This is a genomic window from Streptomyces sp. NPDC014734 (genome assembly GCF_043083325.1).
Taxonomy (GTDB): domain Bacteria; phylum Actinomycetota; class Actinomycetes; order Streptomycetales; family Streptomycetaceae; genus Streptomyces.
Map to the genome: position 1 here is coordinate 282,395 of NZ_JBIBYN010000001.1, position 15,139 is coordinate 297,533.

11 protein-coding genes, 1 pseudogene and 1 riboswitch are annotated in these 15,139 nt (G+C 70.2%); of the genes and pseudogenes, 4 read left to right on the forward strand and 8 right to left on the reverse strand.

Translation table 11 applies throughout. From position 1 onward, the window contains the following. Window positions 1-71: 71 nt before the first annotated feature. The 7 genes and pseudogenes from ACF1CT_RS01300 to ACF1CT_RS01330 form a co-directional block, all read right to left on the reverse strand. Window positions 72-1,169 (reverse strand): ABC transporter ATP-binding protein, encoded by a 1,098-nt coding sequence (locus ACF1CT_RS01300; RefSeq protein WP_391781667.1) that lies wholly within the window; start codon window positions 1,167-1,169, stop codon window positions 72-74. Beyond that, the gene (locus tag ACF1CT_RS01305; protein ID WP_391781668.1) at window positions 1,166-2,167 is read right to left on the reverse strand and encodes an ABC transporter permease; all 1,002 of its coding nucleotides are present in this window, start codon (window positions 2,165-2,167) and stop codon (window positions 1,166-1,168) included. The genes ACF1CT_RS01300 and ACF1CT_RS01305 overlap by 4 nt, the downstream gene beginning before the upstream one ends. 141 nt (window positions 2,168-2,308) lie before the next feature. Beyond that, complete coding sequence (locus ACF1CT_RS01310) at window positions 2,309-4,081, reverse strand: ABC transporter substrate-binding protein (RefSeq protein WP_391781669.1); 1,773 nt, start codon at window positions 4,079-4,081, stop codon at window positions 2,309-2,311. A 103-nt stretch (window positions 4,082-4,184) separates the two neighbouring features. Further along, window positions 4,185-5,189, reverse strand: a complete 1,005-nt coding sequence (locus ACF1CT_RS01315; RefSeq protein ID WP_391781670.1) for an ABC transporter permease — start codon at window positions 5,187-5,189, stop codon at window positions 4,185-4,187. Window positions 5,190-5,736: 547 nt separating this feature from the next. Beyond that, window positions 5,737-6,510: an enhanced serine sensitivity protein SseB C-terminal domain-containing protein gene (locus ACF1CT_RS01320; RefSeq protein WP_391781671.1), complete on the reverse strand. Its 774-nt coding sequence runs from the start codon at window positions 6,508-6,510 to the stop codon at window positions 5,737-5,739. 223 nt (window positions 6,511-6,733) lie between these two features. Next, complete coding sequence (locus ACF1CT_RS01325) at window positions 6,734-7,504, reverse strand: enhanced serine sensitivity protein SseB (RefSeq protein WP_391782152.1); 771 nt, start codon at window positions 7,502-7,504, stop codon at window positions 6,734-6,736. Between the two features lie 243 nt (window positions 7,505-7,747). Further along, a pseudogene (locus ACF1CT_RS01330) lies at window positions 7,748-8,416 on the reverse strand (AAA family ATPase); the annotation flags it as partial. A gap of 179 nt (window positions 8,417-8,595) precedes the next feature. Continuing rightward, window positions 8,596-8,693: riboswitch (glycine riboswitch) on the forward strand. Between the two features lie 140 nt (window positions 8,694-8,833). On the opposite strand from ACF1CT_RS01330, the gene gcvT reads away from it, so the two are divergent. From gcvT to ACF1CT_RS01350, 4 genes are all read left to right on the forward strand, one after another. Beyond that, the gene (gene gcvT, locus ACF1CT_RS01335; RefSeq protein WP_391781672.1) at window positions 8,834-10,009 is read left to right on the forward strand and encodes a glycine cleavage system aminomethyltransferase GcvT; all 1,176 of its coding nucleotides are present in this window, start codon (window positions 8,834-8,836) and stop codon (window positions 10,007-10,009) included. A 191-nt stretch (window positions 10,010-10,200) separates the two neighbouring features. After that, a complete protein-coding gene (gene gcvH / locus ACF1CT_RS01340) occupies window positions 10,201-10,578 on the forward strand; it encodes a glycine cleavage system protein GcvH (RefSeq protein ID WP_391781673.1) in 378 nt (125 codons plus the stop codon). 20 nt (window positions 10,579-10,598) lie between these two features. Next, complete coding sequence (gene glyA, locus ACF1CT_RS01345; RefSeq protein ID WP_391781674.1) at window positions 10,599-11,858, forward strand: serine hydroxymethyltransferase; 1,260 nt, start codon at window positions 10,599-10,601, stop codon at window positions 11,856-11,858. A 282-nt stretch (window positions 11,859-12,140) separates the two neighbouring features. Further along, a complete protein-coding gene (locus ACF1CT_RS01350) occupies window positions 12,141-13,523 on the forward strand; it encodes an L-serine ammonia-lyase (RefSeq protein WP_391781675.1) in 1,383 nt (460 codons plus the stop codon). Window positions 13,524-13,994: 471 nt separating this feature from the next. Here the strand turns inward: ACF1CT_RS01350 and ACF1CT_RS01355 are convergent, their stop codons facing one another. Then, a complete protein-coding gene (locus ACF1CT_RS01355) occupies window positions 13,995-15,125 on the reverse strand; it encodes a DUF5954 family protein (protein WP_391781676.1) in 1,131 nt (376 codons plus the stop codon). Between the last annotated feature and the right edge of the window lie 14 nt (window positions 15,126-15,139).

Sequence of the window (15,139 nt, forward strand, 5' to 3'; positions counted from 1 at the left end):
CCCGGCGGCCCGCTGCCCGGGAACGGGAACGTCCACACCCTTGTCCTGGCTCGTCACGGCCTTTTCCTCGCTCACAGCTTGGGCGCAATCTCTTCGGTCCAGATACGCTCCCGCTGCTCCTGCGACATGTGGCAGGCCGCCCAGTGCCGGCTGCCGACCTCCTGGAGCTCGGGCCGTACGGTGCGGGTCACGTCGTCCTTGGGCACGTCCGCGTACGGGCAGCGCGGGTTGAAGGCGCAGCCGGACGGGATGTTGATGAGTGACGGCGGGGAGCCCTTGACCGGGATGAGCCGGTCGGTCTGGTCGCGGTCGAGGCGCGGCATCGATCCCAGCAGGCCCCAGGTGTAGGGGTGGCGGGGTTCGTAGAACACCTTCTCGGCCGGTCCGCGCTCGACGCAGCGCCCGCCGTACATCACCAGGAGGTCGTCGGCGAGCTCGGCGACGACGCCCAGGTCGTGGGTGATGATGATGACGGCGGAGCCGAACTCCTTCTGCAGGTCGCGGATCAGGTCGAGGATCTGGGCCTGGACGGTGACGTCCAGTGCGGTCGTCGGCTCGTCGGCGATCAGCAGTTCGGGGTTGTTGACCAGCGACATCGCGATCATCGCGCGCTGGCGCATCCCGCCGGAGAACTCGTGCGGGTAGCTGTCGGCGCGCTTGTCGGGCTGCGGGATGCCGACCCGGTCGAGCATCTCGATCGCGCGCTTGCGGGCGGTCTTCTTGTCCACGTCGTGGTGGACCCGGTACGCCTCCACGATCTGCTTGCCGATCGTGTAGTACGGGTGCAGCGCGGACAGCGGGTCCTGGAAGATCATGGCCATGTCGCGGCCGCGCAGCCTGCGCACCTCGTCGGGGTCGGCGGACAGCAGTTCCTTGCCGTCCAGCCAGATCTCGCCGGAGAGCCGGGCCTTGCGCTTGCCGTACTGGCCGGCGGTGTGCAGGCCCATGATCCCGAGGGAGGTGACGGACTTGCCCGAACCGGACTCGCCCACGATGCCGAGGGTCTTGCCCTTCTCCAGCGTGAAGCTGAGCCCGTCCACGGACTTGACGAGACCGTCGTCGGTCGGGAAGTGCACCTTGAGGTCGCGCACGTCCAGGAACGCGGTGGGGGCGGGCGAGCGGTCGGTGGGCTCGCCCAACGCGGCACCGCTCCTGTGCAGTTCGGTCATCCCAGCCTCACTCGCGGGTCGATGACGGCGTACAGAATGTCGACGACGAGGTTGGCGAGGGCGATCGCGAGCGCCGCGAACAGCGTGACGCCGAGGATCACGGGCAGGTCCTTGTCGCTGATGGCCTGGACGGCCGCGAGCCCGAGACCGGGCAGGTTGAACGTGGACTCGGTGAGGACGGCGCCACCGAGGAGCACGCCGATGTCCAGGCCGAACACGGTGAGGATCGGCGTCATCGCGGACCGCAGCGCGTGCCGGGTGATGACGGTGCCCTCGCCCAGGCCCTTGGCGCGCGCGGTGCGGATGTAGTCCTCGCCGAGCACGTCGAGCATGGTGGCTCTGGTGAGGCGGGCGTACATCGCGGCGTTCAGGAAGGCGAGCACGATCCACGGCAGGATCAGGGTCTGGAACCAGACACCGATGCCGTCGTCCGTGGAGAGGTTGTCGGCGATGTGCACCCAGCCCAGGGTGTGCACGAAGAGGCCCATCGCGACCATGCCGGTGAAGAAGATCGGCAGGGAGACACCGCCGAGGGCGGTGGTCATCGCGGCCCGGTCCCAGAAGGTGCCGCGCTTCAGCGCGGACACGACACCGGTGGCGACACCGCCGATGAGCCACAGCACGCAGGCGCCGGCGGCGAGCGCGCCGGTGACGGGCAGGGCGTCCTTGAGGGTGGTCCAGACCGGCACCTCGGTGCGGAAGGAGTAGCCGAAGCAGGGCGCGGCGCAGTGGGTGATGTCGTCACCGTTCGCGTAGTCGCGCCCCATCGGGATGCCCTTGACGAAGTCCCAGAACTGGACGAGGAGGGGCTGGTCGAGCCCCAGTTTGATCCGGATGCCCGCGAGCTGCTCGGCTCCGGAGGCCTTGCCGGCGAAGAGGACTGCGACGTCCTGACCCGCCCACTTGGGCAGCATGAAGAAGATGGTGAAGGTCGCGAGCAGTACGACGAGCACCATGATGACTACGGCGAACAGGCGCCGGATGAGATAAGCAAGCACTGTGCGCGGCCCGGCGGTGGCCGGAGCCCCTCGTGGGGCCCCGGCCACCGCCCCGGCCATCACCTGCCCTTCGGACTGGCGGGTTTCGGCGGCGGTTTGGCAGTCGACGGGGTCGACTGCGGGTGCTGTTGGCTGCAGCGACTACTTGACGACGCCGAGCGAGACGTAGTCGTAACGGCCGTTGTAGGCGTCGGACATGTAGACGTTCGTCAGTCGGTTGCCGCGCCAGGTGATGTTCTTCTCGTAGATGAACGGCAGCCAGTCGGCCTGGTCGAGGATCAGCTTGTCGAGCTGCGCGTAGATCTCGCCGGCCTTGTCCGGGTCGGTCTGCGCGATCGCGTCGTCGAAGAGCTTGTCGATCTTCGGGTCCTCAAGCTGCGACTCGTTGTAGTTACCGGTCTCCGAGAGGAACCGGCTGTCCCACAGCGGCTGGCCGAAGCCCTGGCCGGACGGGAAGTCCGGGCCCCAGCCGCTCATCGTCATGCCGTAGCCGCGCTGCTTCACGACGGAGGGCGAGCCGGTGATGCTGGACGCCTCGGCGCCGTTGATCGGGTCGACCGAGACCTTGATGTTGACCTTGGCGAGCTGCGCCTGGAGCGCCTCTGCGGTGTCGACCTCGCCCGGGTTGTTGTTGCGGGCGGTGAGCTTGGTCGAGAAGCCGTCCGGGTGACCGCACTGCTTCAGCTCGTCCTTGGCCTTGGCCACGTCCGGCTTGCCCTTGCGGGCGAGGACGCCGTACGGGTCGTAGTCGCTGTGGCCCTTGATGGAGGCCGGCAGGGTGCTGTTGGCGATCCCGCCACCGGCGACCTCGCCACCGCGGGTCTGCTGCAGGGCGGCGAAGTCCGTGGCGTAGAAGACGGCCTTGCGGCAGTGGACGTCGTCGAACGGCTTCGCGGTGTGGACGAGCGCGACGTAGCGGACGAAGGACGTCTGCATGTTGTCGACGCTGTCCTTGTACTTCTGGATGGCGGTGACCCGGCCGGACTGGGTCATGCCGGTGCCGTTGAGGTCGACGTCGTAGTCGCCCTCCATCAGCTTCTTGTCGTTCTCCTCCAGGTTGGCGGAGATCGTCACCGTGATCTTGTCCGGGAGCGCGGCGCGGACCGGGTCCGAGGACTTCTGCCACTTGTCGTTGCGGACCAGGACGATGCTCTTGTTCGGCTTGTACGACTCGAACTTGTACGGGCCCGAGGAGAACGGCCGCTGGGTGTACTTGGCCTTGGTGTCCTCCGACGCCTTCACGGGCGAGCCGGACGGCATGGCGAGGAACTGCTCGAAGTCACCGTTGGGCTTGGGCAGCTTGAAGACGATGGTGTTGTCGTCGGGCGTCTCGATCGCCTTCAGGCCGAGCTTGTCCGGCGACGAGTCCTTGTACGGGCCCTTGTACTCGCCCTTCGGGTCCAGCGTCTGCTTCAGGTACTGCGGGCCACCGGTGATGGTGTCCGTCGCCCAGATGCGCTCGATGCCGTACTTGATGTCCTTGGAGGTCAGCTTGGAGCCGTCCTCCCAGGTGAGCCCCTCGCGCAGCTTGTACGTGTACGTCTTGCCGCCGTCCGTGATCTCACCGGGGCCGGTGGCGAGGTCGCCGACCAGCTTGGTGGAGGCGACGCCCGGCTTGGTGTCGTACGTGACCAGCTGACGGGTGTAGAAGCGCATGAAGTCCCACACCATGCCGTAGTAGGCACGCTGGGGGTCGGCGGAGTCCAGGTCCTGCTTGCCGACCATCTTCAGCGTCCCGCCCTTCTTGGCGGACGGGTTGGCGACCTTGTTGAACGCCGCGTTGTAACCGGCGGCCTTCGCCTTGCTGTCGCCGCTGTCGCCGTCGCCGCCGCCGCACGCCGTGGTGGTCATCAGCGCCGCGACCACGAGGGCCGCACCAGCGGTGAGCCGTCGTTTCGTGGAAACTGTGGACATTTCTCGCAACCTCCGAGATCGAGGTCCCAGGCCGTTGCTTGCCGGAGAACCATGGGAAGAGCCACCTGACAGTGCGGCAGGGGCAAGTCGTGGGCTATCGGGTCTATCGGGTCCCCTTGGGGTCCAGGGCATCGCGCAGCCCGTCCCCGAAGAGGTTGAAGGCCAGTACGGTGATGAAGATCGTCACGCCGGGGAAGACCATGAACATCGGGTCGTGCTCGTACGTCTCCAGGGCGTCGCGCAGCATGCCGCCCCAGGAGGCCGTCGGCGGCCGGACACCGGCGCCGAGGAAGCTCAGGGCCGCCTCGGTGAGGATGTTGGTGGGGATCATGAGCGTCGCGTAGACGGTGATCGGCGCCACGAGGTTCGGCAGCAGTTCACGGAAGAGGATGTGCCCGCGCCCGCCGCCGAGGCTCCGGGCGGCCTCCACGTATTCGCGTTCGCGCAGCGAGAGCGTCTGCCCCCGGACGATGCGTCCCACATACGGCCAGCCGAAGAAGCCGATGACGGCCACGAGTACGGCGATCCGCACCCCGCTGCCGGTGAGGCCGAGGAGGTCGTCGGGCAGGACCGAGACCAGGGAGATGATGAAGAGCAGCTGCGGGAAGGAGAGCAGCACGTCCATCACCCGGCTGATCACCGCGTCGATCCAGCCGCCGAAGTAACCGGCGATGATCCCGAAGAGGGTGCCGAGGGCCACGGCGACCAGAGCCGCCAGGAACGCCACGAGCAGCGAGATCCGGGCCCCGTAGACGATCCGGCTGAACACGTCCCGGCCCTTGTTGGGCTCGACGCCGAAGAGGAAGTCTCCGCTCACGCCGCCGAGGGAGCCCGTGGGCAGGTTGGTCAGCGGATCGAGCTTGTCCTGGTGGAAGTCGTTGGGCGGATGTCCCAGCAGACCGACGATCAGCGGTGCGAAGACCGCCACCGCGATCAGGACGAGGACAACGATGCCACCCGTCAGAGCGACCTTGTCCTGCTTGAGACGGTTCCAGGCGATCTGCTTGAGGGACCGTCCCTCGACCTTCTTCGCCCCGGAGTCGGCCGCGGGACCACCGGTCGTGTGCGGATCCGCTTCCGTGGTCGGCTCGTGCAGTGGTGCCGTCATCGTGGCAAGGACCCCTCTCAACCGGCGGTGGCCGGGCCGAACTGGCCGCTGTGGCGGCGCGGATCAGTCAGTCGTACGCAGAGGCGGCAAGACGCCCTTGCTGCGGGAGTCTTCATTGCGGGCGCGCGACGTAGCCATACCGACAGGCGAATGGATGCCTAACCGTGATGCGGTCCAGTGTGTTCCGTTATCCGGACGCACGTGAACGCCCGTCGAACACAGGTCAGTTGAGGTTCAACGGGACGTCGCCCCCCATACGTCCAGCTTTCATCACCAGGCGGCACCAGAGCGGAGATTCCTCGACATGCGAGTCATGTGACATCTGATCCGGGCATCGCGGACGTACATCCGCGTTCCGGGTACCGGGCGGATACAACTTACCTTCGGACGAGGTGACTTGCGGCGCACGCCCGGGCCGGTCGAGGCACCCGGAAGGGACTCGGCAGCCGCCGTGCGGGCGGCCGTACGGGGCGCGCGGCGGATCGCGGCTCGCGTTCCGCGGGAGTGGATACGCGTCCTGCGGGAACGGATACGCGTCCCGCAGGGCTCAGTACGCGCTCCGCGACGGCGGATAGCCGTACCCGGCCGCCGGCACGTGGGCCTCGCGGTCGTAGAACGGGCGGGAGTTGGCGCGCAGCCACATCGCGACCGGGTCGTACTCGTCGGACATCGCGACGGTGGAGACGGGCAGCCCTTCCGGGACCGCCCCCACCGACTGCTGCATCATCGCGCGCACCGCGTCGACGGAGGGGCGGCTGGTGTCGTACAGGTCGAGGCCGATGGCGAGGTACGGCGTGCCGAGCGCGGGCTGCACCCAGGCGCGGCGCAGCGAACGGATCGCGGGGGTGTGATGGGCGTTCTGCGACAGCAGGGCGTAGAACTGCGGGATCTCGATGGCCGGTTCGGTGAGCCGGAGCGGGCCGGCGGGCATCCGGTCGAGGCCGGTGGCGATCCGGCGCAGGTCCAGCCAGGGGATGCCGACACCGCCGCCCGGGGCGTGCGGGTTGAGCCAGATCCCCCAGCGGTCGGGGAACAGCGCGCGGGCGATGTCGTGGCCGGTGACCACTTCGTGGGCCCGGTTCCAGCCGCTGGCCGAGAGCTCCTGGGCGGAGGTCACACAGGGGGCGTAGCCGAGGCCGTCGATCTCCATGTTCCCGTACTGGGCGTCGGGCGAACCCGCGCGGCCGTGCCAGAGGAGCATCCAGATCCGGCCGTCCGCGAGGGCCTGGAGCAGCGCCTCGTACGCGTCGTAGCGCCCGGGCGTCACCTGGCGCAGCATGTGCTCGACCTGTCCGGCCGCCGCGGTGCCTGACGCACTCACCTGGTCCCGCCCCCCTCTTCGATCCACTGTGCCGGCCCGCCGCTCCCGGGGCACACGGGAGCGGCGGATGCCATGGCACCCGCCATCAAACCAGCTTAGGCGCCGGTACTGACACCGGCTTGACGCCTCGGGCCGGTACGGTGCCCCGCTCCGGCCGCCGCGGGCCGGTCCGCGCGCCACGCGCCCCGCGCCACCGTTCCACGCCCCGCACCACCCTCGCGCGCTACCGTTCCGCGCGCCGGTAGAACGGACGGAGCCTGTCCCGCATCCAGTCGCCGACCGGGTCCTGGGTCATGTCGAGCAGGACCAGATTCACCGGCCAGGGCACCGCCACGCGGCCCAGCGCCCGGCCCAGCGCGTCCATCGGGGCGCTCTGGGCGGAACCGTCCCAGGTGGACAGCTCGACGCCGACGAAGAGGACGGGCTCACCGCCCTCGACGCTGGCCAGCGCCCGGCGGGCGGTGAGTACGACGCCGCTCTCCTCGAACTCACCGGCCGCCGCGGAGAGGAAGTCGATGGGTTCCTCCTGCCAGTCCGGTTCGTACAGGCGGACCCGGCCCCCGCTCGCCGCTCCGTCCAGCGGGGTGCGTCCGGCCCGGCAGAGCTCGGCCACGGCGGGCGGCGGCACCGGCACCCCGACCGCGCCACCGGGGTTCACGGCGATGCCGAGCTGCGGGGGCAGGCCGCGGGCGAAGTCGCGGGCGGGCGCGACGGCGAAGGACATCTGGTTGCCGACGCAGCTGAGGAACTGCTGTTCGGAGCTGTACACGGGAACGAACGCGGCGCCGTCGATCTCCAGCGTCGGCAGGTCCAGGTCGGCCGATTCGGGACCGCCGCCGTTCGGCAGGGGCACCCAGACCTGACTGCGTCCGAGCACCTCGACGAGGCGCCCGCCGGCCTCCGCCGCGCCCACCGAGGCCATCAGCACCTCTTCGAGCTCATTGGCCGGCCATCCGTGCTGCGGATGGGACTGGACCTGTCCCGGAATGTCCACTGCTTCCCCTTCTCGCCCGAGCCTCACGACCTCACCCACGCCCGTCGCGGCGTCCGTCGGGGATGGGGTCGTCACCGCAGAAGGTTAGCGACCCCGCCCACGAGGGGTGGCGGAACGGGGAGCGGGGTCCGGTTCCTGCGCGTCCGGGGCGAAGGCACGGGCGCCGAGGGCCGCGACCTCGCCGCCCGTCTCGGTCGGGGCCGTGGCGGGTGTCCCGGACGGTCCCCCGAATCCGCGTGGAACGTCCGCGAAGACGATCCGGCGCAGCGGCCCGGCCGCCTCCCGGTCCAGCAGCACCACCGACGCGCAGCCGGGCGGCGGCAGCCCGTTCCCGGCGTCCCGCAGCAGCCTGCCGACGGCCCTGCGGTGCCGGGCGAAGGCGTACCCGGAAACGCCCCGGCCGCGCTCCCGCTGGCCCTCCCGCGCGGTCTGCGGCGTGACGTCGAGCAGCAGCAGGTGGAGGGCCCGACCCCGCCGCCGCGCGTGCCGGGCCAGCCAGCGGCGCACCCAGGCCTGGGTTCCGCAGTCGTGGACGACGACGGACTCCCCGGAGCGCAGGGCCCTCCACAGCCCCGCGTAGTGGGCGAGGCGGACGAGCGGGCGGTAGAGGGCGTAGGGCAGCGGGCGGGGCATCAGCCGCGCCCAGCGGTCCCGGGTGTTCTGGGAGTCGACGGTGCGGACCGCGGTCACCCGCCGGATCAGTGTCGACTTGCCGCTGCCGGGAAGTCCGGATACCACCACCACGTCGCCCGCGGCGAAGCGCAGGACGCGCGGGGCCCGCCCGCCGCGCCGCCGCAGGTCGCGCACGACGGGCGGGGGCCGGTCGAGCGATTCCGCGGCCGGGCCCCCGGGCTGCGCGGGCATCGCACCGCCGGCGGTCCCGGCGCTCGTCGCATACCGCCGTAACGTCATCGCGCTCCCCCTGTCGGGTGTCCACCCATGCGCCGAAGTGTAAAGAAAAGGTAATGCGACACAACCGTCCACGCCGTCGGATCCGGCACGGGACCCCCGGTCGGTTTCCGTCCGGGACCGGCGCCCCGCTCCGGCGCGATGCGTGCGATGATGACCCCGCCAACTGCATAAAGGCCGCTTGAATCCGCGCGGGAGAGTTCCGGTCACTGCATGTGCCGGGCGCCGAAGGAGCAAGTTCCTCCCTTGAATCTCTCAGGCCCCGTACCGCACGGATGAGGCAGATCTGAAAAGCGGGCCGCTTCGCGGCTCCACCCAAGGTGCAAGCCGAACCCTTCGGGGGCTCTCGGCGAACCTCTCAGGTTCCGATGACAGATGGGGAGGGTCCGTCCTCGTCGTCATGCCCCGGGAGCCACATCCATGAGCACCGCACCCCGCCAGACCGCCCACCCGTCTCCCAGCACCACCCTGCCCGAAGGTGCTTCGCGCCACAGCCCCCTTCAGGACCTGCACCGTTCGCTGGGCGCGACCATGACCGACTTCGCCGGCTGGGACATGCCGCTGCGGTACGGCAGCGAGCGCGAGGAACACCAGGCCGTCCGCACCCGGGCCGGTCTCTTCGACCTGTCCCACATGGGCGAGATCACCGTCACCGGCCCGCAGGCCGTGGACTTCCTGAACTTCGCGCTGGTCGGCAACATCGGCACCGTCGCCGCCGGCCGCGCCCGCTACACGATGATCTGCGCCGAGGACGGCGGCATCCTGGACGACCTGATCGTCTACCGGCTCGGCGGGGCCGACGCCCCCGAGTACATGGTCGTCGCCAACGCGGGCAACGCCCAGATCGTGCTGGACGCGCTGACCGCCCGGGCCGAGGGCTTCGACGCCGAGGTGCGCGACGACCGCGACGCGTACGCGTTGCTCGCCGTCCAGGGCCCCGAGTCCCCCGCCATCCTGGCCTCCGTCACCGACGCCGACCTGGACGGCCTGAAGTACTACGCCGGGCTGCCGGGCACGGTCGCCGGGGTTCCCGCGCTGATCGCCCGTACCGGCTACACCGGCGAGGACGGCTTCGAACTGTTCGTCGACCCCTCCCACGCCGAGGGGCTGTGGAAGGCTCTCACCGAGGCGGGCGCCGCGCACGGCCTGGTCCCGTGCGGCCTCTCCTGCCGCGACACGCTGCGCCTGGAGGCGGGCATGCCGCTCTACGGCCACGAGCTGACCACCGAGCTGACCCCGTTCGACGCCGGGCTCGGCCGGGTCGTGAAGTTCGAGAAGGAGGGCGACTTCGTCGGCCGCGAGGCGCTGAGGGCCGCCGCCGAGCGCGCCGAGTCCGCCCCGCCCCGCAAGCTGGTCGGGCTGATCGTCGAGGGCCGCCGGGTCCCGCGCGCCGGCTACTCCGTGGTGGCCGGGGGCGAGGTCATCGGCGAGGTCACCTCGGGCGCCCCCTCCCCCACCCTGGGCAAGCCGATCGCGATCGCGTACGTGGACGCCGCGCACGCCGCGCCCGGCACCGAGGGCGTCGGCGTGGACATCCGGGGCAACCACGAGCCGCTCGAAGTCGTGGCCCTGCCGTTCTACAAGCGCCAGAAGTGACACCGGCGCCGCACGAACCCCACGGGCCGACATCGGCACCACGCCCGACACCGCCCCACACCACCGACGCCATCCGGCGACGCCCGACGCCGGAACTCGGCGTCCGCCCGTCCCGAAAGTGACGCAGTCGCGTCTCACACCGTAAGACCACCGTTCATCAGCACTGCCCCACGTACAGGAGAATTCAGGTCATGAGCAACCCCCAGCAGCTGCGTTACAGCAAGGAGCACGAGTGGCTGTCGGCCGTCGAGGACGGTGTGGCCACGATCGGCATCACCGAGTTCGCCGCCAACGCCCTCGGCGACGTCGTCTACGCGCAGCTCCCCGAGGTCGGTGACACGGTGACCGCGGGCGAGACCTGCGGCGAGCTGGAGTCGACCAAGTCGGTGAGCGATCTGTACTCGCCGGTGACGGGCGAGATCACCGCCGCGAACCAGGACGTCGTGGACGATCCGTCGCTGGTGAACTCCGCCCCCTTCGAGGGCGGCTGGCTGTTCAAGGTACGTGTCGCGGAGGAGCCCGAGGACCTGCTCTCCGCCGACGAGTACACCGAGTTCTCCGGCAACTAAAGACCCCAAGGGACCACCTGATGTCGCTTCTCAACTCCTCCCTTCACGAGCTGGACCCGGACGTCGCCGCCGCCGTCGACGCCGAGCTCCACCGACAGCAGTCCACCCTCGAAATGATCGCCTCGGAGAACTTCGCTCCGGTCGCGGTCATGGAGGCCCAGGGCTCCGTCCTCACCAACAAGTACGCCGAGGGCTACCCCGGTCGCCGCTACTACGGCGGCTGCGAGCACGTCGACGTCGTCGAGCAGATCGCCATCGACCGGATCAAGGCGCTGTTCGGCGCCGAGGCCGCGAACGTCCAGCCGCACTCCGGCGCGCAGGCCAACGCCGCCGCGATGTTCGCGCTGCTGAAGCCGGGCGACACGATCATGGGCCTGAACCTGGCCCACGGCGGTCACCTGACCCACGGCATGAAGATCAACTTCTCCGGCAAGCTCTACAACGTGGTCCCCTACCACGTCGACGACACCGGTCTCGTGGACATGGCCGAGGTCGAGCGCCTGGCCAAGGAGACCAAGCCGAAGCTGATCGTCGCCGGCTGGTCCGCGTACCCGCGTCAGCTGGACTTCGCCGCCTTCCGCCGCATCGCGGACGAGGTCGGCGCGTACCTGATGGTCGACATGGCGCACTTCGCCGGTCTGGTGGCGGCGGGCCTGCACCCCAACCCGGTGCCGCACGCCCACGTCGTCACGACCACCACGCACAAGACCCTGGGCGGCCCGCGCGGCGGCGTCATCCTGTCGACGCAGGAACTCGCCAAGAAGATCAACTCGGCCGTCTTCCCCGGCCAGCAGGGCGGTCCGCTGGAGCACGTGATCGCGGCCAAGGCCGTCTCGTTCAAGGTCGCGGCGACCGAGGAGTTCAAGGAGCGCCAGCAGCGCACCCTGGACGGTGCCCGCATCCTCGCCGAGCGCCTGGTCCAGCCGGACGTCACCGAGGTCGGTGTCTCCGTGCTGTCCGGCGGCACGGACGTGCACCTGGTCCTCGTCGACCTGCGCGACTCCGAGCTGGACGGCCAGCAGGCCGAGGACCGGCTGCACGAGATCGGCATCACGGTCAACCGGAACGCCGTCCCGAACGACCCGCGACCGCCGATGGTCACCTCGGGTCTGCGGATCGGCACGCCGGCCCTGGCGACCCGCGGTTTCGGCACCGAGGACTTCACCGAGGTCGCCGAGATCATCGCCGCCGCGCTCAAGCCGTCCTACGACGCGGACGCGCTGAAGGCCCGCGTCGTCGCGCTCGCCGAGAAGTTCCCGCTGTACCCCGGCCTGAGCTGATCCGGCCCGGAGACCGCGCACGGCGGTCTCCGGGACGCGTCCGCACCGGAGCGATCCGGGAAACACCCGGGGTCGTCCGGGAGAAAAACGGCACACTCCGGAATAACAGACCGGAGCGATCCGATACAGAATGGACACAGTCCGCCATTCTTCGGACGGGGCACCGCGCACACTGGTCGGTGTGCGCGGTGCCCCATCCCTTGCCCCCGCACGCCGGGCCGATCGGCCCGTCCCGCACCACCCGGCAGACAACGGCGTCTACCAACCCCTGAGGAGTCTCCCGTGGCCATCTCGGTCTTCGACCTGTTCTCGATCGGCATCGGCCCGTCCAGCTCCCATACGGTCGGCCCGATGCGCGCCGCCCGCATGTTCGCGCGCCGGCTGAAGAACGAGGGCCTGATCGCCCACACCGCCTCGATACGCGCGGAACTGTACGGCTCGCTCGGGGCGACCGGGCACGGCCACGGCACCCCCAAGGCCGTCCTGCTCGGCCTGGAGGGCGAGTCGCCCCGCACCGTCGACGTGGAGTCCGCCGACGACCGGGTGGAGCGGATCCGCACCACCGGCCGGATCAATCTGCTCGGCATGCACGAGATCGGCTTCGACGCCGACGAACAGCTGGTCCTGCACCGCCGCAAGGCCCTGCCCTACCACGCCAACGGCATGACGATCGCCGCCTTCGACCGCGACGGCGCACTCCTGCTGGAGAAGACGTACTACTCGGTCGGCGGAGGCTTCGTCGTCGACGAGGACGCGGTCGGCGAGGACCGGATCGTCCTCGACGACACCGTGCTGAAGCACCCCTTCCGTACCGGCGACGAACTGCTGCGGCTCTCCCGGGACACCGGCCTGTCCATCTCCTCGCTGATGCTGGAGAACGAGAGGGCCTGGCGCACCGAGGACGAGATCCGCTCGGGCCTGCTGGACATCTGGCGCGTCATGCAGGCGTGCGTCGCCCGCGGCATGTCCCGCGAGGGCATCCTGCCCGGCGGCCTCAAGGTCCGCCGCCGCGCCGCCACCACCGCCCGCCAGCTCCGCGCCGAGGGCGACCCGCAGGCCCACGCGATGGAGTGGATCACCCTCTACGCCATGGCGGTCAACGAGGAGAACGCGGCGGGCGGCCGTGTCGTGACCGCGCCGACCAACGGCGCCGCGGGCATCATCCCGGCGGTGCTGCACTACTACATGAACTTCGCGGCCGGTGGTGCCACGGAGACGGAGAAGGAGGACGGCGTGGTCCGTTTCCTCCTGGCCGCCGGAGCCATCGGCATGCTCTTCAAGGAGAACGCCTCGATCTCCGGCGCCGAGGTCGGCTGCCAGGGCGAGGTCGGCTCCGCCTGCTCCATGGCCGCGGGCGCCCTCGCCGAGGTCCTCGGCGGCACCGCCGAGCAGGTCGAGAACGCCGCCGAGATCGGCATGGAGCACAACCTCGGCCTGACCTGCGACCCGGTCGGGGGTCTCGTCCAGATCCCGTGCATCGAACGCAACGGCATGGCCGCGGTCAAGGCCGTCACCGCGGCGAAGATGGCACTGCGCGGCGACGGCAGCCACAAGGTCTCCCTCGACAAGGTCATCAAGACCATGAAGGAGACCGGTGCGGACATGAGCGTGAAGTACAAGGAGACCGCGCGGGGCGGGCTCGCGGTGAACATCATCGAGTGCTGAGGACGGCCCCGGGCCCCGCACAGGTGAGATCTCCTCCTCGTACGGGGCCAGGCGCTCTCGTCATCACACGATCGGCGTACTGGCCGAGGAGTCCCGGCATCGCGGGGATGGGCTGCTCGCGACGCCCCGGATGAGCCGGATCGCCGACGAGTCACCGGCGAATCGCGGACGAATCACCGACACGGCCTCCGGGAAGAGCCCCGACGTCCCAACGCGGTCCCGGCCCGGTGCCGGACCGCACGTCCTCGGCCGGGCGGGCCCGGCGGACCGGCCTGGCCCCGGAGCCCACGCCCGAGCCCCGGCTGCCCGGCTGCCCGGCCCGGCGAGACCGGGTGTGCGACCGTCGTGCGGTCGCACTCGGCCCCGGATCGACGGCGGTGAACGCCTCCCGCGGCCCGTCCGGAACAGCCCGGGCCCATGGCCCCTGCCCCGTTGAGCGGACGCGTCCGGCTCACCGCGCGGAGCAGCGTCTCAGGCGCGGCTCCCGCCCTTCCTGCGCTCCTTGGCCGCCGCGCGACGGACCTCCTCCTGGTCCCACAGTTCCTTGAGCTCCAGGGTGCGCTCGTCGAACTCGATCGGCTCGTCGTCGTTGGGCTCCTTCCACAGCCCCTGTTCCTTCAGCTGCCGGGTGTGGACCTCCACCGGGGGCTCGGGATCGTAGTCGCTGGGCCGCGGTCCCTCCGGGCCGTCGGGACCGACGCGAACCATCCGCTCGACCCGGGTGATGCGGTACCTGACCCCGTCCACGAGGAGGTTGTTCCTGCGCTTCTCGTCCAGTCCGTCGGCCGCCCGCGCGTACTCCGCCCGCATCTCGTCCGAGAGCCTCAGGGTGAACGGCGCCATCACCCGCAGCCAAGACCCCAGGCTGTCGCGGGCTCCCTGCGGCGTCGCGTCCGACGCTCCGGGATTGTGTGCCTTCCACTGCCCGTCCTCCCGCTCGGAGATCATGAAGACCGCCGGCAGCAGCACACCGCCCGGATACCGCCGGGCCGCCCGCACCGCGTCGTCGCGCACCTCCTTCGGCGCCCCGGGGGAAGAGCCGACGAACTGCACGAGATCGAGTTTCAACAGGCTGTCGGACAACCCGGTACTGACGTAGGGGTCGACGATGAACCCCTTGGTCCGGGACCGCACCCGGTAGGCTTCGCCGACCTCCGCCTGATCGGGGTCGGAGGGACGAGGCCCCTCGGGACCGCTGCGCCCCATACGGATGAACTTCGAGGCACGCACGATCCGGAAACGCTCGCCGTGGACGCCGAGATCGTCGACGACCTCGCGGTCCATCCGCGATGCGGCGGCCATCCACGCCTTCTGCCCCTGCGTGTCGTCGGCCTCCCGGGCCTCCTCGGCCCGCCTGCGGAAGTACGACCCGAGGGAATCCCTGGCGCCCTGCGGCGTATCGGTACCGTACTCGGACAACTCCCAGCCGCCGGCGTCGTGTTCTCTCGCGTGGAAGAACTCGCCAAGTCCCACCCCCAGCAGGTTGGGATAGAGCTCCCTCGCCTGCCACGCCTCCTGCTCGGCGAAGGCCGCGATGGGGCCCTCCTGGGGAGAAACCCGGAAGGTGAGATATCCGGGGAGCCTGTCTTCGTAACCGGTCATGTACTCAATGTGCC

What these genes read in the sequence shown, in the direction of transcription:
- ACF1CT_RS01315 (WP_391781670.1), bottom strand. Translation starts at nt 5,189, where the DNA reads ATGACGGCACCACTGCACGAGCCGACCACGGAAGCGGATCCGCACACG.
- ACF1CT_RS01300 (WP_391781667.1), bottom strand. Translation starts at nt 1,169, where the DNA reads ATGACCGAACTGCACAGGAGCGGTGCCGCGTTGGGCGAGCCCACCGAC.
- glyA (WP_391781674.1), top strand. Translation starts at nt 10,599, where the DNA reads ATGTCGCTTCTCAACTCCTCCCTTCACGAGCTGGACCCGGACGTCGCC.
- ACF1CT_RS01355 (WP_391781676.1), bottom strand. Translation starts at nt 15,125, where the DNA reads ATGACCGGTTACGAAGACAGGCTCCCCGGATATCTCACCTTCCGGGTT.
- gcvH (WP_391781673.1), top strand. Translation starts at nt 10,201, where the DNA reads ATGAGCAACCCCCAGCAGCTGCGTTACAGCAAGGAGCACGAGTGGCTG.
- ACF1CT_RS01310 (WP_391781669.1), bottom strand. Translation starts at nt 4,081, where the DNA reads ATGTCCACAGTTTCCACGAAACGACGGCTCACCGCTGGTGCGGCCCTC.
- gcvT (WP_391781672.1), top strand. Translation starts at nt 8,834, where the DNA reads ATGAGCACCGCACCCCGCCAGACCGCCCACCCGTCTCCCAGCACCACC.